Genomic DNA, 18,507 nt, shown 5'->3' with positions numbered 1-18,507 from the left:
AAGGTTAAATCGGTCACATTAGGCCACAAAACAGCATATTTGAGGGAAGAATATGAGTGTAAAGCGGATCAGCCAGTTTTTTAATCCTCACTCTGTCGCGGTGATAGGCGCATCAAATCAAGCTAACCGAGCAGGATTTGTGGTAATGAGAAACTTACTTCAAGGCGGATTTAATGGGCCTATTATGCCTGTCACTCCCAAATATAAAGCAGTCCATGGTGTGCTCGCGTATCCTGATATAGCTTCATTACCTCAAATACCTGACTTAGCGATTCTGTGCACCAATAAACATATTTCACTTAAATTAATCGCAGATTTGGGCGAAAAAGGATGTAAAAACGCGATATTAATCGCCTCAGGCTTTAAAGAAGCGCAAAAGAAAGCATTACATCAGGCCGCCAAAGAGCACGGCGTTAACTTACTGGGCCCCAATTGCCTTGGTCTATTAATACCCAGTATTGGCCTCAATGCGAGTTTTTCTCACACCATTGCAAGCCCAGGAAAACTCGCCTTTATTTCTCAATCAGCTGCCGTGTGTTCCACTATTTTGGACTGGGCGCAAAATAAAGGCATTGGCTTTTCCTACTTTGTCTCGATGGGAGATTGTTGCGATATTGACTTTCATGAGTTAATTGACTTTTTAGGACGCGACCCAAAAACACAAGCCATCTTGTTGTACATCGATAATATCGCTAATGCACGCAGTTTTATCTCGGCGGCACGTGCGGCGGCTGTGAATAAACCTGTCATCGCAATTAAGACGGGAAAAACCCATTTAGGTGCCGCTGCTGCACAACTTCATACAGGCGGGTATACGAGTGCCGACGCAGTGTATGATGCAATGTTTCAACGTGCGGGAATGCTGCGAGTTAATGACTTACGCGAACTTTTCGCTGCCACACAAACGCTTGCGCTTCACCCGAAACTGCTCAAAAAAGAGCATTTAACCGTATTAACTAATGGCGGTGGCCCGGGTGTGATGTCTGTTGACACCCTCATTCAAAGCTCTGGACGCCTCGCCACTTTAAGCAACGATACAATCAGCCAACTCAATAAAGTGATGCCACAAGATGACATGATTTCAAATCCGGTGGATATTTTTGGTGACTCAGACCCAAATCGCTATAAAAAAACGTTGGAGATACTTCTAAAAGCCCCCGAGGTTGATAACCTATTAATACTACATAGCCCTTCAGCGTTAGCGCCTAGCGAAGAGTATGCAAAAATCATTGTTGAAACCGTCAATACCCTGCCCAAAATGCAGCGGCCCTATGTTTTAACTAACTTTATGGGAGAAGACGCAGCCTACGCAGCACGAAAGGTTTGTAATTTAGGGGGGATCCCTACCTACCGTACGCCTGAAGGAGCGGTTGGCGCGTTTATGCATTTAGTACAGTATCGCCGTAACCAAAAACATTTAACGCAAACGCCTGAATCATTACCACAGTCGTACAGTGTTGATAACCGTGCCGCTAAAAGAATGATAAAACAGCATTTGCTCGACGAGCAAAGCTATCTCTCTACATATCAAACCCGGCCTATATTACAACATTACGGCATCGATATTATTCAAACTGAAGTGGCGCTAACTCCGAGCGAAGCGAAAGAGCAAGCCCATCATTTAGGATTTCCCATCGCGTTAAAACTGATTAGTCCCAGTATTGAGTCTAAATCCGATGTCGGGGGAGTCGTTCTCAATTTGAATGATGGAGATGAAGTTGAACAAACAGCTTTTGCAATGTTATTGCGAATTAAGCAAACCTATCCCGATGCCATTATTGAAGGCTTCTCATTACAAAAAATGGCGCCGAGGGCTGGGGCTCAAGAGCTGCGAATAGCAATAAAAAGTGACCCGTGCTTTGGCCCTGTTATATTACTCGGCGAATCTGGTACAGGCTTAAGCTTTGCACAAGCTGCTGTCGCACTTCCTCCTCTGAACATGAACTTAGCTAAATATTTAATCGCAGCCGCTCATGATAAAGGCTTTATTAAAGACAAGCATCTACCTGATAAAATTGATAAATATACGTTATGTGCTTTGCTGACCCGCGTGTCGCAACTTATTGTTGATCAGCCCGACATTGCCTCTCTTGAGCTCAATCCGGTACTGGCGATTGATGGTCAATTCTTAGTCCTTGATGCGATGATGACCCTGAAAAAATATCAAATTAAAGGGACTAAACGCCTCTGTATTCGCCCTTACCCAAAAGAATTAGAACAAATAATCACCTTAAAAGATGGGTCTACAGCCCTTCTTCGTCCAATCAAACCTGAAGATGAAGCCGCTCATAGGGAGTTTGATTTATCACTCACCAAAGAAGACCGCTACAAACGCTTCTTTGGAGAACTACCGGACTTTAGTCATGAGCAACTTGCAAAAATGACTCAGATTGATTATGACCGCGAAATGGCGTTTATTGTCTCTCAAGAAACTCCACAAGGTTGGCAGACACTCGGCGTGTCTCGTGTGTTGATGGAGCCTGACAATCATGAAGCCGAATTTGCCATTGTGATCCGGTCAGACTTAAAGGGCTTAGGCCTTGGCAAAGTGCTACTTCAAAGCGCGATCGATCACTGCAAAAATCAACAAGTCTCACTGATCAGTGGAATCACTTTACCTGAAAACACCGGAATGATTGCATTAGCGAGGAAACTTGGTTTTACTATTAAACGAGATTTTGAAGAAGGTACGGTTATCATGGCACTGAATCTGGCGACCTAATATGGCAAATAAATTAACCTGTCGATTGTATCGATGGCTTATAATTTTTAAACTGACCAATGATTTGAATAATGGGGATTAAATTTTGCGCTCGATTCGATTAGTTCTCGCCGAAATCCTTGAAGGTTCAGGCAAAAATATCAATAAAGGTCGTTGGCTCGATGCTGTATTAGTGATCCTGATCAGCATCAATATTATTGCGATAGTGCTTGAGTCTGTCGTTTCTATCGCCCAAGCCCACAAGCAGCTATTTATTTGGATTGAAATCGTCTCTGTCGCAATTTTTACTGTGGAATACTTCACCCGGGTTTGGGTTAGTGTTGATTTAGAACAATTTGAACACTCAACAGACAGTCCATTCAAAATTCGCATCAAATATATCTTAAGCCCATTAGCATTAATTGACTTAATCGCTATTTTGCCATTTTACCTCATGTTTTTTGTGAGTCTTGATTTACGGTTTTTACGTGCTCTGCGTTTACTGCGGATCTTCAAACTCACTCGTTACTCCCGGGCAATGCAATTACTTTTACAATCATTTAAAGAAGAAAGTAATTCACTCCTTGCAGCATTTTTTATTATGGCCGTGATTTTGATTCTGGCTTCGTGCGGTATTTATTTACTCGAACACGATATCCAGCCTGACAAGTTTGGATCGATTCCTGCCGCTATGTGGTGGGCGATGGCGACGCTGACCACCGTCGGTTATGGGGATGTCGTGCCAATTACACCAGCAGGCAAGTTTTTTGGAGGCGTGATCACTGTATTAAGTATGGGAATGGTCGCAATTCCAACCGGCTTACTGGCCTCAAGTTTTTCAGAGCAAATAAGAAAGCGCCGGGCCTTATTTTCTGACCATGTCCATAGCGCATTAGAAGATGGACAATTGACCAAGGCCGAGCTCATAAAATTAGAAGAGCTACGATTAAACTTAGGTTTAAGCAAACTAGAAAGTAAAGCGGCTATCCGCAATGAACTCAACGCCAAAAGCCAATTAAACTATTGCCCACATTGCGGAGAAAAGCTCAACCATTGATTGAAGAGCCAATCACACAGTCGACTTAAAAATACGTTCGCCAATCGGTACCTAATAATGCGTCGATGTGTTCGAGCGGCTGAGGTTTAGAAAACAAATAACCTTGTAGGTAATCACAGCCAAACATTTGTAAAAACTCTGCTTGAGCTTGCGTTTCAACCCCTTCTGCCACACAGGCTTTACCCAAACTATGCGCTAAAGCCAGTGTTGAATGAATAATGGCTTCATCACTGGCATCTTGACCGATATCGTGAACAAAACTTTGGTCTATTTTAAGCACATCAATTGGAAAACGTTTCAAGTAGGCTAACGATGAATAACCAGTACCAAAGTCATCCATATAAATTCGGCAGCCTAACTCTTTTAATTTAAGCATGACTTCAAGTGCCTTTTCAGTATCTTGCATCAGCGCACTTTCGGTTATTTCAAATACCACATGCTGCGCTTCAATCCCCGCTTGTACAATTCGAGATGTTAACTGCTCCGCAATCCCTTCAAAATCAAAATCACGAGCTGACAGATTAATCGAAACATAACATTCCGGTTGCAAAGTCAGCCAATAAGATAAATCCTTCAACGCACGCTCTAATGTAGCTAAAGTAAGTGTGGTAATAATGCCCATACTTTCAGCTACCGGAATAAACTCTCCTGGCGACACCATGCCATTGAGCTGCTGCCAGCGAAGTAACACTTCAAAGCCTTTGAGTTTATGCTCGGTAGCACAGATAATCGGTTGATAAAAATTCACAAATTCTTCGCGCTGCACCGCTTCTTTAAGTTCTATTTCTAACTGCAATTTACGTTGAATTTTTTGATTCATTTCTTGATGGAAAAATTGGTAAGTGCTCCCCCCTTGTTTTTTTGCGTGGTACATGGCGATATCTGCGGATTTCAACAATCCCATCGGATCTTTACTATCATCAGGGTAAATCGCAACACCGACGCTTGGGGTGACATTCATTAAATGATTACCCAACTGAACGGGTAAGCCTACTTCATGACAAATTTTTCGGCAAACAGGGATTAACTCATCAATTTCGTCAATATCTTCAATTAATATAACAAACTCATCGCCGCCGAGACGCGCAACTGTATCTTGCTCTCTTAATACATTCTTCAACCTTTCTGCTACGGTAATCAATAATTTATCACCATAATCATGACCTAACGTGTCATTGACTTGCTTAAAGTGGTCTAAATCAATAAACAACAACGCAACTCGGCTGTGGTGCCGCTTTCCAAGCTCAGTGGCATGGGCGATACGATCAACTAATAACGACCGATTAGGTAATTTAGTTAAAGGGTCATAATTCGCCAGTACTCTGAGCTCTTTTTCCGCCTCTTTTTGTTCGGTAATATCTGTAATAACAACAATATAGTTATCAATACAGCCATCTTTATTTCCCATAGTACTGACTTTAATAATAACTGGGTGAAGTACCCCATCAGCAGTTTTAACCACCTCATCTGACTGGAAGTGCTCACCCAAGTTTAATTTGGCCATAATACGTAAGTAATTTAACCGAGTTTCTTTGTTTAATCCCAAGGTCAATGCTCGGCTTGTTTGGGTCTCAAGGGTAAACGCAAAGGCATCACTGAGCACTTTATTGACCGCTCGAACGCGATACCGTTTGTCTAAAATCAACACCCAATCTCTCGTGTGCTCAAAGGCAGCACTAAATAACCGCGCACTTTCTTCAAAAGCCAATTCACGGGTCATATTTGTGTATGTCCCCGCGACTTGACTAGGCATCTCATTTTGCCACGCCATTACCTTGCCAAAATCTTTATACCAACGCCAATGACCCTGATGATCTTTAACCCGATATACACACTCAAAAAAACCTTTATTGGTTGATAAAAACTCCAGCCATTCGATTCTGAATTTAGCTCTATCATCTGGATGAATTTTATTTAAGTATTCTTCTAATGATAATTGCTCAGCTTCATAACCGAGCTCATTGATTAAACGCGGTTGATAAATCATAGATGAATGAATATTCCAATCCCAAACACCTGACTGACTGCCTTCGAGCGCAAGTTTGAGCCTCGCTTCACTTTCTTGGCTTTCTTTATGCGCTTGCACAAGCTGTAACTGAATTTTATTACGCCGGTAGAACCAAATAAATAATACGACCAAGCAGAGTAATCCATACAGAGTCATAAAAATAGGCGAGCGAAAAGGAGGATAATTCACTGTAATTTTTAATGAAGTATAAGGAGTATAATTCCCTGTTAATGGGTCGCGAGCGCGAATTTTAAAGTCATAGACACCTGGGTTAAACTTTGGGAAAACAACATTATTATTTTTGGTTGAAACCAGTTTTTGCTCACCAAGTTGATACTGATATTCCACACGTTCTTGTAATTTAAACGTCATCGCCGAGTAGGCAATTTCTAAACCGATTACATCGTGATCTAATTCAATACTGAAAATTTTTGTCATTGACGATAAGTTCATGCGCGGTGACATCAACTTAACAGAGGTAATGTTTACTTGTTCCAATATATCGCTACGGGGGCGGTTCTGCTGTGGCGAAAAAACGGTTAACCCTTTGACTGAGCCATATGCGATTCGGCCATCAGCCAGCTTTAAACTCGCGCTATCATTAAACTCATTGGTATCAAGTCCTTCATCAACGGTAAAACGCTGAAAATGCCCATTATCAGGATCAAAGCGCAGTATTCCTTGGTGGCTTGACAGCCAAACCATCCCTTCATCATCGCTGATCATGCCATACAACAAACTACCAATATCGTCTTGATTTTCTTTAAATGGGTGCACAATTTGAAATGTATCAGCATCTAAGCCAATTAAACCTAAATTAGTAAACGACAGCCATAAAACATTGTTTTTGTCCACAAAATGACTACTCAACCAAATAGAATTATTGTGAGCCATTCTATCAAGTTGATAAATCACTTCTAAAGTCTGCCGCTCACTCTCTACCCTAAATAACTTTCCGCCTTGAAAAAGTAAAACCTGATCTGGTTTATCGGGCAATGGTGCTAAAAATCGTTGTGCTAACTCCATTTCCAATCCAGAAAAGTCTCCAGCTAAGGGGGTAACTGTGTGTGTCTGAATATTATAAATATAAGGCCCAAGCTCAATATGGATAAGATATAACTGTTCTTCATTTAACAGGATCCCCCCATAGCTATAATCTTTTAAATAGTCTTGATATTGATCAGTTACAGTTTCTAGCGCTTTAAGTTGATTGGTGTGGGTATTAAAACTCATCATCCCTTCTACCGACGATAAATAAATGGAGTCACCAGCTAAATACAATTGGGAAATATTAAACTCACTATTAAATTCATCAGCAAAATAATTTTGTAAGTAGACCTCTGATTCATAGGTGCTTAAATTAAGTTTTGTTAAGCCATTATTCGTGCCTAACCACACGTATTCACCTTGCTCAGCGATACTCCAAACATTGTGATGAGACAAGCCTGGGCCTCTTAAATTTTCGTTGTGATAATTAAAAAACATACTGCGATTATCTGGAATGAAAAAAGCCCCATCATTTTTTGTTGCTAACCACATGGAGCCATGCTGATCTTCGATCATGTTTACAAAGCTCGGATCGGATAACGAAAATTGTTCACTCACGATATTATTTTTAACTAAATGATTTTCTTTTAAATAAAATTGATACAACCCCTGATTGGTTGCTAGATGTAAGTAATCTGATTTCTTATTGATAGTCCAGATATTTAAATCTGAAATAAGCTCTGTATTTTTAAAGGCAACATCGGGGCTCTCCATCATTTTCGCTAGATTTGAGATATCTATTTGATAAAGTCCCTGTACAGTTCCTAATAACAAAGTTTCATTATCGAACAATACTAATTCTTTGGCGTTATTTTGATTTAGAGAAGTGGGAGGCGTAAGCGTATGCTCAACCAAACGAGATTGACCGGACTTAGTATCATAAACATATAACCCTTCGGTCGTTGCAATAAATAAAAAGTGATTAAACTGCAATAATTTGCGAACAGCAGATGCTTTGAAATCCATATTGGGGATCTCCAGCACCGTATTTATCTCACCGGTGTGACGATTCAACAACGCAACATTGGTACCTCGACCTAACCACAGATGTGTCTGATCACCGGCATCTAGCATCGCATAAATGGCCTGACTGTAACTTTGCTCTAAAGACTGGGGTTGAAATAAATACTGACGATATTGAGATGTATCAGGAGAGAAGTTTAATAAACCTTGAGCCAAAGAGAAAATCCAAATCGTCCCCGATAAATCTTGATACAAAAGCTCAATCGCCATGTCCTTCAAGATCCCTTCAGGACCTTCGACGGCTTGGGTGGTTAGACCATCGTATTTATTCAGCCCACCTTGGGTTGCAATCCAAAGATATCCTTGTTTATCAACTAATAACTTACTCACATAACTTTGAGTCAGCCCTTCATCAGGTGAAAGGCGTTGGACGGGTGCTGCAAACACAGTAGAAGACAAAAAGTTAGAAAAAATAAGTACTAAAAAAATACGCGTAATTAGTAACAAATGTAAGCCTTAAAAAAGCAAATTCTGTGAATGGAATTGATTAATTATGAACATAAATACTGGAATTTGTAACTAAATTTGTTTAATTTTCCACTTACGGCACAAATTGCATAGCCAGTAGATTGCCTTGCTGTTTTTGATATTGAATGAAACGACTTGATAACGATAAAGGCAGTCTTTGGGCGTCAATAAACCCTAAGCTTGTATAAAATAGCTGCAAGTATTCATAAACAAAAGTGAACAGAGGCTGTGTCATATTTGACAAAACAATGCCTAGGAAGAAGCGGGCAACCCCTTGTGAACGATAGGATTGCTCGACCATCACGGTCGATAAAAAACACTCTCCTTCAATGGGTTGAATTCGACATGCAGCGATGATGTGGCCTTGATAATAAACGACCCATACCTCGTCGTGCTTTTTAGCACGACCTTTAGCACGGCAATGATCGTAAAACTTATTCACCAACGGAGTTTTCACCGCCTCAAGTTTAACAACCTCACATTCATCAAGCCTCATTACATCATACTTAAATATTGCTCAAATTGCCGCTTTAAGAAGTCTTGCTCTGAAACAGAGCGAGATAAAATGGTGCTGTAGACTACATCGCGGGTTTTTTTACCCTTTTTCACTTGATAAGCCCAATAAGATGCTTCATATTCTAGCTGAATTTGATATTTATCATTTCGCGACAAAAGGCATAAGTTGTAACTCATGATACTAAAGACTTCCCACTTTAAGAGTATAAATAATTAGCTCAGCTGATAAGCTTACCATAACCTTTAAATATGAAAAAACACAAACATGACTCAGCCCACAATAAATTGGTTTCTATGATTTCTAATCGGCTTTTGTTCATTTTAGCCTTCATTTTTACGCAAAGCGCGTTCAGCGTAGAGCCTTTAAAGTTCAATCGGCCTGCGGATACCCCGCAATCACGATACGTAATTGATTTAATCTCTCAGGCTTACCAAGAAACAGGATACCAACTTACGCTTATCGACTTTCCTCGAGAACGCGCCTTAATGGCTGCCAATACAGGCGAATTAGATGGTCAACTTGCACGGGTCATTGATATTGAAAAAACATACAGCAACCTCTTACGTGTTCCAACTGCGTTGTTTGATTTTCAATTATTATTGATACACAAAAATCCCCAGTGTGCTCCTTGTCACGTAACCGACTTTAAGAAGATAAGTATCGTACCTACCTACCCCGCAGCGAATAACTATTTAAATAAACAAAATTACACAGGTGAGATATTAGAAGTTAAAAGTATTAAGAGCCAACTCACTCTTCTTAATCAGGCGCTGACAGAAGCGATTCTAGTCCTAGATTTTCAACTCCACGCTGAAGTTGGGCCCCTTCCTGATAATCACTACACAGTGCAATCAGTCAAGCATACATCCAGTTATCACTATATCCACAATAGCCATGCAGAGTTACACCAGCTTATTTCAACTTTACTCAAGCAATATGAAACAAACGGCACGCTCAGCGCTTTCAAAAAGAAACACTTAGTTCATTCGCAGACTGTGAATAGGTATGACAACTAATTTTTAGGCTTGACCACGATAAAAAACACCCCCAATGAAGAAGGGAAAGCGAGCTTTTTAATTTCAACATCAACTTGGACTGTTTGATAATTTTTACAATAGTCAAGTAATTGTCCTTTCCATCTTCCCTGTTTTTCAAGTGCCTGAGTGATATTTTGATAATCTAATTGTTTAGTGAGCACTAAGTCAATCATTGGCATCCTACATCCAACAAGTTGCTGTTTTTCTTTATCAAATTGCCGGCATGCATAACTGTTTAAATCCAGTACATTCCAATTTTGGTCGAGTAACCAAATAGGTTGCTCGAAACTTTCATATAAACTATGAAGTAAATTATCTTGCGCCTGCTGAAGTCGCACTATCGATGCATCTGAAATAGTTAATAACACCCCAGAATCTAAAAGTTGCACAGAAACATCCACTTCAAGCTGCCCTGAGAGCGTATCTAACACCAAATTTTTTTGCAGCATTGGTTCAGTCAGCGCCGCGATTTCTTTGATTAACCGCTCAAACTGGAGTAATTCACCACTGGGTAAGCGTAATATAACTATCGATTGAATATTACGGATTAAAGCGACTTTCGTCCCTTTGAGAAGTGTTTCAAACGCTCGATTATAAAATATGATCTCGCCGCTTAAGTTAGTTTTAACGACAGCCTCAGCAATATTATCAAGCGCAAAGCCATTGATTTCATGCTGTTGGTGCAAATCATCCAGTGAATGTTTCAGCCGATTTATCTCATCTTGCCGTTGCATTTTATCATTTTCGATATGACCAATTGCGACTTTTAATCTTTGTTCTAGTCGTTGATAAAAAGCTCCATACGCACTTAAGTCTAACTCTGACTGTTGTTGATTACGTAAATTAAGCAGAAAGCTTTTTATTTTTATAAGTGGTGCATACGATGCACGTCGCTCTAAATACGCAAACAATAACGCAATTAATACGGTACAAATCAATAAAATAAAGTCGGCTTGTGTGGTGAATTTTAATTGTTCTTCAAACTCATCTAGTTCAAGATAGTTTTCAGCTTTAGTTTCACGCACTAACTCTGAAAATGCCACATCAAGTGATTTATTTTCTTCTGCCCACTGCATTAAATACACATTAAACTGCGCAAACGTTAACTCTGATGTAGAAGTTTTAGCCAACAATTGATTGGTATCTTTTTGAAAAACAACGACTAAATCAGATAGCTCAATGAGTTCTTGTAACTCTTCTTGCTCGGCTTCACGCACTTCATCAGTTGCAATACTCAAATCGGCTTCCACTGCGTATCGCCATAAATTGAGCTCTTTGCGCAATGAACGAATTTTGAGGCGAATAATGTCTCGGTATTTAATCACTTGATTGTGATCTTTATTCGCATAAGCCACAGCAAGCTGTGCCATTTCTTTTTTCGTTTCGAGGTACTCGTAAGAAGCTTTTTGACTGCGATGCACTTCTTCTAAATTTTGAAATAATAACGCACTTGCACGCTCTTCAATGTACCAATTAGCAACCAAAGCGAATGAACCAACTACCATAATCAGTGCGATAGTTAATTTAAAATATGTGCCTGGTTTTAAAGTCAAAGTCATACTTAAAATACGTTATGTTTAAAAATCAAAATCATCTTGTTTACCTTCGGCAGTCGGTTTTTTTGTCATCGCAGCGTTGGCAGCCCTTCGCTTTCGTTGTTGGCATAAGACAATGACTTGCTTTTTATCTGCATCTGACATCTTTTGCCAAAGAAAACGTTCGTCACGACTTCTAAAGCATCCTAAACAATAACCGCGGCTATTGGTTTGACATACTCCGATACAAGGGGATGGAATTTCAAAAATTTCAATTTGTTGCATTAATCCCCCTGACAGTATTCAGGCTTAAATAATCTTAGTAGAACTTTTTACAACTGTCAGGATGAATAATCAATACATTGAAGATACTAAAAAAGCCGCTTTGGCGGCTTTTTTAGTATCTAACGTGAGGCTAATTGCTTTATAACGGGCTTTGCGTACATAGCCATTACCAGCTCTTTTAGCTCATCAGGCACTTGAGCCATTCGTTGCTCAAATAGCTCTCTTTGGTTAGCTGGAATGTCCTCTAACTGACAATTAGCCGCTAAATAATTGCCCGGATGCAAATAATATGACGATAAAATCTGCTCATCTATTGTTTGTGCAAGTTGCTCTGGAGTATCACAGCGATCGATTATCGGCTGACCAAATGCAACATGTACATGCCCTTTATTTGAGCGAAATCCTTCCATAATGCTTTCTATATCTTCGCCTTCGGCTTTTTTGTATTCACCAAACGTGCTTTTATGATAGCGCTCTTTTGCCTTGGCAATGGCACAAGGCTCAAATTGATACGAAATAGACACAGGAACAATTCTAAGCTCACGCACATAATCTGCGAAATCCAACTTTAATTTGCGGCCATTCAGCTGTAACATTTTAAGTAACGCAGGATCAGTCTGATCATCACCGTCTTTGGTTCGCCCTTCTTTTTGCGCAATCCAAATAGAATTATTGCTGGTTAAAGAGTCATAAATATATGCTGAAAGTTGTGACAACGCTCGTAGCATTTCTTTAGGCGCTTTAGCCGAACGCTTTACGACAAAGCTTTTATTTAACTTCATCAACTCTGTAATATAAGGAATTTGCAGTAAATTATCACCAATAGCTATGCGTACTGTATTCATTTTATGAGTGTGCAAACCCCAGTTAATTAAAGCCGGGTCAAGTGCGATATCACGATGGTTCGAAATAAATAAATACGCTTGTTTTTTATCTAAATGCTCAAGCCCAGAAAATGTGACCTTTGAGGTGGTTTCATTGATCACTCGTCCCAAATAATGGGCTACGACCTGTTGGATCTGAGCAACAGAGGTAAATTTAGACCATTTTTTAGCTAAGTAGCATTTTAAAAGTGGCGTGAGTAAACCATGAAAAGGGTCGAGCCAACTGGGTAGATTATGCTTTGCGATCAACGCAATAAAAGCATCATCATTCACTAAACGTTGAATTGATGCGCCGACCTCATCATCATTGTATGGACGGATGTCTGCAAATGGATCTACTGCCTGTGTCATTACTCTCATTACACCAATTAAAAATTTGAGCGCTATTCTAACCTGCTTGGTTAAACTAGGCGAAGATTAACAAATCCTACCAGTTAACATGAATCTAAGAAAGTTAAAGTTTTTATATATTTACTGATTCTATTGAACAATTTTCGGGTATCACGCCACCTAAAAAGTAACACCACGATGCACGCGCTCAATTAACTTGTCCAATTCGCCATATGATTGTCCCACTTATGACCAGGCGCTTGAAACTTGGCAACTTTTTCAATCGACAATGGATTGGCCAACTGAACTTCGCCTTTGCCATTACTCAATACAAAACCACTTTTTGTGCTTGAGACACCCGCACAATCTCGGATTGTAAACTCATCAATCAAACGATCGTGTTTCAAATCCCAAAAACTGACAAACCCACCTCTTGGGCAGCTCACGACAGCAACATTTGTCGCCTTATCAATACAGACACTGGCTGTGTATTGATTCATTTTTTGCCAGATCGCCATCGGCGCGTGGCACGCTTGTAACTGTTCGCGACCCTGCTGAGTGAACACGAGTGGATGAATGTCACTCGCCGCACCTTGAAACTGCATAGCAATCACCACTTTATCATCCTGATGAACAGCTAAGTGACGGATACTCAATTGATGATGAGGAGGAGTAAACAGCTGTAATATTTCACCACTTAGACTGTCCAAGTAAGTTAAATTTGGCGCCATGGTCGCTAAATTAAGCTTTTCTCTTGGGGTATCTGGATGGGTCGCTATGCCACCATTGGCCACCACTAAAGTTCGACCATCACTCAGCCACGCCAATTGATGAGGACCCACCCCGCCACTATTAAACTCGGTAATTACAGTTAAAGTCTGTGCATCACGAACCACCACTTTACCGATTTGAGAATTAAAATCGTTTTCGGTAGTAAACAGTCTTGTTCCATCCTCGCTGAAGACTCCGTGACCAAAAAAATGCCGCCCAGAATTCGCTTGCTTTATTTGATTCAATCGCCCCGAACGTAAATCCACATCAAACAAGTATTCTCCAGGTCGACGTGCAAACACAAATACGCGACCTGGTTCAACAGGTGACACGGCAATATCATGGCCTCGTATAGGTATTTCAACTTGTGCTAGGATCTTAGCTTGTCGATTGAACCGCGCGACAAAATGTTGACCATTCGGATTCGAATATGCACTGACAAACTGCTCTTCACTCTGGCGAGTGGAGCAGCCTGGCAACATCGCAAACCCAGCGAACCCGACTAAAGATTGACAAAACCGCCGCCGAGAAATTAACGCCATTTTAATCACCGTCATTCGAATTAAAACTTGGGTTAAGCCCGGTTGTTTGGACAAAGTCGCTAGCCATAATGGTGCGTAGCGCTTTAATTTTGTTACTTAATGCCGTGAGCTGATCTCGCCCTTCATCTTCTTTTATTGCAACTTCAAGCGCACCATTGACTTCATCAAGCGCGAGAAACACGTTTGAAAACGAAGTTTTTATAGCTTCATCTAATGCTTGGGCTTGATAAATTTCTCCTAAATAATCATCAAAACCATATCCTTCAGCACCTAAATAAATACGCTGCAATGCTTTTAAGTTTTGCTCTATGTTTTGCAATGAACTTTGACTGCGGTATTGCTCTGCATTATTTAATGTGCCCGGTGCTAATAGTCCTAACGGCTGGCCAATTTTGTTATCAGTAATAATTTCAACCAGTTCAAACCAGTTTGTTAACTGCTCTTCAAGGGCATCTTTCATCGACACAAATTCACCACTGCCCGATATGTATTGCGCTCTAAAATCCTCACCTTGAGTTTGCCACCCACTGACAAGCTCACTGGTAATGACTCTCACATTGGCAGCAATTGCCATCACCGCTAAACAACGCTGCTCTTTATCTGAAGCATCTAACAAGTCTTGCTCTGGCAGTTCAGGAAAAAGTAAAAACTCTAACGCGGGAAGGCCCTGTGCACCGTCTTGAGTATTGGCAACCACCTGAGCTGTGAGTGGCTCTGAAGCTAATAGGGTTGCGACTCCGCGTGAAACAGCAGCATTGTTATCTGGCCAAGTTTGCAAACGTGAATAGCGAAATTGCTTAAAAACAGGCCCTAATTTAGTCGGTCTTGTCGCTTGCCAGCTTGCATTTAAAGCTAACCAGCTTTGTTGTAACCCCGTCAAATCATTTTGTGTAGTCGAAGATAACGAACAAAAATTCGTCGCGGCTATTTCGAACTCTTCACTGCGCTGCTGCAGTTGTAGGTAGTCAGGTATGATTACTTTATCGGCCAAGTCGAGCAGAACCGCGGCCATCGCTTGCTCATTGGTTTTAACCACGACGGGTGGCGGCTCAACAACGGCTGGTTCACTCGGATTACTTCCACCACCACAGGCCGTCAAAAATGATGCGCCCAGCATCACTAATAGATATTTGTTCATATTCGTTCCTGTAAAAACTAATTAAATTTGTGCTAAGAAAAAAAGTAAGGCTTGACGATCTACCTCTGGTAAAGCCAAAAACTGCGCCTGCGCAGCCTGCGCTTCTCCGCCATGCCACAAAATAGCTTCAGAGAGAGTGCGCGCTCGGCCATCATGTAAGAAAGCCTGATATCCTTGAATGCGTTTTTGCAAACCTATTCCCCAAAGCGGCGCTGTACGCCACTCTCTTCCTGTCGCTAAATGCTCTTGCTTACCATCAGCGAGTCCTTCTCCCATATCATGCAATGCCAAATCGGAATAAGGCCAAATGACTTGCCCTGCCAACTCAGGCTGCGGGTAATCCTCTCTGGTTTTAAAACTGGGTTGATGGCATAAATCACAACCGAGTTGATAAAAAATCCGTCGACCTGACTGCGCTTGTGAGCTCTTTAATTTACGTGTTGGCTGCACGGCTAAATGCGCACTCATAAATTCCGTGGTTTTTAATAACTTCATCGGAATTTCAGGTTGCTCCTCTCCTTTAGCGCGTTTCGCTTCAGACAAACATGCAGACTGACTTGATTGACAGGTTTCTTGTCGAAAATAAGGGTTCGTGATGCCAATATCGTTCACAAAGGCACTGGCAATTTGTTGATTAAGAGAAGGGTGTAACGCTTTAAAACCAAAGCGCCCTATCGATAGCTCCCCCGTAATCACATCCGGTACGCGGTTGTATCGTCCACTGATCCCGTCGTTATTTGTATCCAATTCATCTTCTAGACTGAGTAAATCCTTTGTCGCAATCGCATCCAGTAATCCCATGCCATAAATTGCCGGTGCATAACGGGGCGAGATCTGTGTCGCCGAATCTAACTCCCCCTGACTTAAATTAACCAGCCGATACACAGGTTTACGTAATTGATAGCGGGTCCCATCGGCAAATTGTCCATCAATTAGCTCATAACTCAGCTTTACTTGCCCTTCGGGTAATAACGTTGCTGAATGTGCAGGGGTCAAAACTGAAAATGTTTGCAGCTGAGAGCCATAGATCGGATCTGAGAGTGTTTGTTTTTCTTGCCCTAAACGAAATAAAAGTGCCATCGGACTAGACACTCCTTCACCCACTAACCGACCTCGCCCACCTCGGCTGTGGCAGGCCTTACATGAACGAGCATTATAAAGAGGGCCTAACCCATCTCTGTCAGCTGTAATTGCAGGGGAAGCCACCCAAGGATCACGAAAAAAAGACAACCCATCCCAAAACTCCAATTCATCGTCTATCGATAAATTCCCTGACGGGTGAATAAACGTTCGGGTGTTAACCCTTTTTAAGGTGGCCTCTCCACCAGGGCGAAGCTCTGCATGGGTAAATTTCGGCACCTTTGATGGCTCTGAGCAAGCTCCCAGCAATGCAATAAAACCAAGTAAGCTATATTTTTTTATCATAAGACCTAAAGCGAATTTAAAAATGTAAGTAACTGCTCACGCTCAGTGAGCGACATGGCTTTAAAGTTTTCTTTCGCCTTTTGCGCTTCTCCGCCATGCCATAATATCGCCTCAGTAATTGAACGAGCTCGGCCATCATGGAGGAATGTAGCTCTCGGATTAACGGTTTTGACTAAGCCCAACCCCCACAAAGGCGGGGTTTTCCATTCAGTGCCTGATGCACTTCCTTCAGGACGGTCATCTGCTAATCCTTCACAGCGCTGAACCCAGTAACATTGTGCGCCCTCAGTACACGTTTCACCTTGCGCTGTTTCTCGCTGAATCACTGCACACGTGCCCCCCATGTCGTGCAACAATAAATCTGTATAGGGATAGATAACTTGATTGCTTAATGCTGCGATCGGGGTTCGAGTTTCGGCTAAATCAAGTAAGCCAGCATCACCTAATAAGCTGCCTTGCGCTTGTGCAGTTTTATGCCGAGGAATATGACAACTTGCACATTGGGCGTTAAAAAACAAAGTGCGACCCGCTAAGACATCGGATTGCCAAGTGTGGCTGCTGCTATCAAAGCCACGGCGCGATGGCACAGCCAATAAACGATTATAAAACTCAACTTGTGCCAATGCTAACGCACTTAAATCTAGCCCATTTTGCTCTTTATCTTGCTCAAGAGCCGCTTGCGCGAGACAAGCGGTTTGCTCTACCGTACATGACTCCTCTGTGGCGACTACATTAGTAATTCCCATATCACCGCGATAGGCACCTGAGATTTGCTGCAATACCGAGGCGGTGGCAGCTTTATATCCGAAACGAGCTAACTTTAACTGCAATGAAATCGGTTCGGTAACAAAAACTGCTCGCCCAGAAATCCCATCTTTATCAATATCATCAGGATCGGCATAACTAGTTATAGACTGCTCAGGTATCGCTTCTAATAGCCCGGCACCGAAAATACTCGGGGTAACCCGAGGGGATAGCCGCACATTGGCATTAAAATCGCCATAGGCTAAATCTTTCACTTTATAAATAGGCTGGCGTAGCTGATAAGTTTGCCCATCATCAAACTGGCCATCTATCGTTTGGTATTCAACCCAAGCGTACGCTTCACCGTATGCAACGCCTTCATCAAGCGCACCGCGATGCTTAGGTAATAAACCTTGTGACTGCCCAGATTTCATGCCAAATGTTTGGATTTGATCACCATAAATTGGATCTGCAACACCTTGTGCATCGCTGATCCTTAAAAACATGCTGGTCATTGCTTGCGAAGGATCACTGGGCACTTCACCTCGCCCATCTTTAATGTGGCATCCTTGGCAAGTTGGATTATTGAATAAAGGCCCTTGCCCAACATGAACACCCCGAAATAAATGGTCACCCGACTTAAATACCCCATCGAGTTCAAAATCACTGCGAATAGCTGGCGCCGACTGACTAAAGGCATCTTGATTACTAACTAACGTCGTAACATCCCCACCTGAGAGATGCTCAAGACTATCCGGGGTAGTAGGATTCAGTGCGGCTAAGCCATCATCGGGTTGACCTGGCATCACCACCGTTGGCGGAGTGACTGGCGGAGTCACCACCGTTTGCTCTTTATCGCCAGAACCTCCACACCCTACTAACCACATCAACAAACTAACAACACATATCTGCTTTTTCATTTTCGCCCCACGCAAGATGAAAAATTACCTCTTCATTGGGTGTGTATTCACCCCAAACAATAAACGCAAAAAGCC

13 protein-coding genes are annotated in these 18,507 nt (G+C 41.7%); 3 read left to right on the top strand and 10 right to left on the bottom strand.

Annotated features, from left to right (window positions below):
• Positions 1-52: 52 nt before the first annotated feature.
• Positions 53-2,722, top strand: a complete 2,670-nt coding sequence (locus AC3KVK_RS04145; protein WP_490310940.1) for a bifunctional acetate--CoA ligase family protein/GNAT family N-acetyltransferase — start codon at positions 53-55, stop codon at positions 2,720-2,722.
• 85 nt (positions 2,723-2,807) lie between these two features.
• The gene (locus AC3KVK_RS04140) at positions 2,808-3,758 is read left to right on the top strand and encodes an ion transporter (protein ID WP_490310939.1); all 951 of its coding nucleotides are present in this window, start codon (positions 2,808-2,810) and stop codon (positions 3,756-3,758) included.
• 25 nt (positions 3,759-3,783) lie between these two features.
• On the opposite strand, the gene AC3KVK_RS04135 is transcribed toward AC3KVK_RS04140, so the two are convergent.
• From AC3KVK_RS04135 to AC3KVK_RS04125, 3 genes are all read right to left on the bottom strand, one after another.
• Positions 3,784-8,283, bottom strand: coding sequence for an EAL domain-containing protein (locus AC3KVK_RS04135; protein ID WP_490310938.1), 4,500 nt, complete (start codon positions 8,281-8,283; stop codon positions 3,784-3,786).
• Positions 8,284-8,377: 94 nt separating this feature from the next.
• Positions 8,378-8,800 carry a GNAT family N-acetyltransferase gene (locus tag AC3KVK_RS04130; protein WP_490310937.1) on the bottom strand — a complete coding sequence of 141 codons (423 nt, stop codon included), beginning with the start codon at positions 8,798-8,800 and terminating at the stop codon, positions 8,378-8,380.
• On the bottom strand, positions 8,800-8,997 hold the full coding sequence (locus AC3KVK_RS04125) for a DUF3283 family protein (RefSeq protein WP_086744446.1): 198 nt from the start codon (positions 8,995-8,997) through the stop codon (positions 8,800-8,802). The genes AC3KVK_RS04130 and AC3KVK_RS04125 overlap by 1 nt, the downstream gene beginning before the upstream one ends.
• Before the next feature lie 72 nt (positions 8,998-9,069).
• On the opposite strand from AC3KVK_RS04125, the gene AC3KVK_RS04120 reads away from it, so the two are divergent.
• Positions 9,070-9,837, top strand: a complete 768-nt coding sequence (locus AC3KVK_RS04120) for a hypothetical protein (RefSeq protein ID WP_490310936.1) — start codon at positions 9,070-9,072, stop codon at positions 9,835-9,837.
• Here AC3KVK_RS04120 and AC3KVK_RS04115 read toward each other — a convergent pair.
• The 7 genes from AC3KVK_RS04115 to AC3KVK_RS04085 all read right to left on the bottom strand — a co-directional run bounded on the left by AC3KVK_RS04115 (position 9,834) and on the right by AC3KVK_RS04085 (position 18,432).
• Positions 9,834-11,417, bottom strand: coding sequence for a PAS domain-containing protein (locus AC3KVK_RS04115; RefSeq protein WP_490310935.1), 1,584 nt, complete (start codon positions 11,415-11,417; stop codon positions 9,834-9,836). The two genes, AC3KVK_RS04120 and AC3KVK_RS04115, sit on opposite strands and share 4 nt — an antisense overlap.
• An 18-nt stretch (positions 11,418-11,435) precedes the next feature.
• Entirely contained in the window at positions 11,436-11,678 is a 243-nt protein-coding gene (locus AC3KVK_RS04110) for a DUF1289 domain-containing protein (RefSeq protein ID WP_490310934.1), read from the bottom strand.
• Positions 11,679-11,797: 119 nt separating this feature from the next.
• Complete coding sequence (locus AC3KVK_RS04105) at positions 11,798-12,913, bottom strand: 1-acyl-sn-glycerol-3-phosphate acyltransferase (protein ID WP_490310933.1); 1,116 nt, start codon at positions 12,911-12,913, stop codon at positions 11,798-11,800.
• A 191-nt stretch (positions 12,914-13,104) separates the two neighbouring features.
• On the bottom strand, positions 13,105-14,205 hold the full coding sequence (locus AC3KVK_RS04100) for a DUF1513 domain-containing protein (RefSeq protein ID WP_490310932.1): 1,101 nt from the start codon (positions 14,203-14,205) through the stop codon (positions 13,105-13,107).
• A gap of 1 nt (position 14,206) precedes the next feature.
• Positions 14,207-15,343, bottom strand: a complete 1,137-nt coding sequence (locus AC3KVK_RS04095) for an imelysin family protein (RefSeq protein ID WP_490310931.1) — start codon at positions 15,341-15,343, stop codon at positions 14,207-14,209.
• Between the two features lie 21 nt (positions 15,344-15,364).
• Positions 15,365-16,768, bottom strand: a complete 1,404-nt coding sequence (locus tag AC3KVK_RS04090; RefSeq protein WP_490310930.1) for a di-heme oxidoreductase family protein — start codon at positions 16,766-16,768, stop codon at positions 15,365-15,367.
• Between the two features lie 5 nt (positions 16,769-16,773).
• Positions 16,774-18,432, bottom strand: coding sequence for a di-heme oxidoreductase family protein (locus AC3KVK_RS04085; RefSeq protein ID WP_490310929.1), 1,659 nt, complete (start codon positions 18,430-18,432; stop codon positions 16,774-16,776).
• Between the last annotated feature and the right edge of the window lie 75 nt (positions 18,433-18,507).

It is taken from the genome of Pseudoalteromonas sp. J2K-J979, from assembly GCF_058169715.2.
This window is presented reverse-complemented; position numbering and strand designations above follow the sequence as displayed.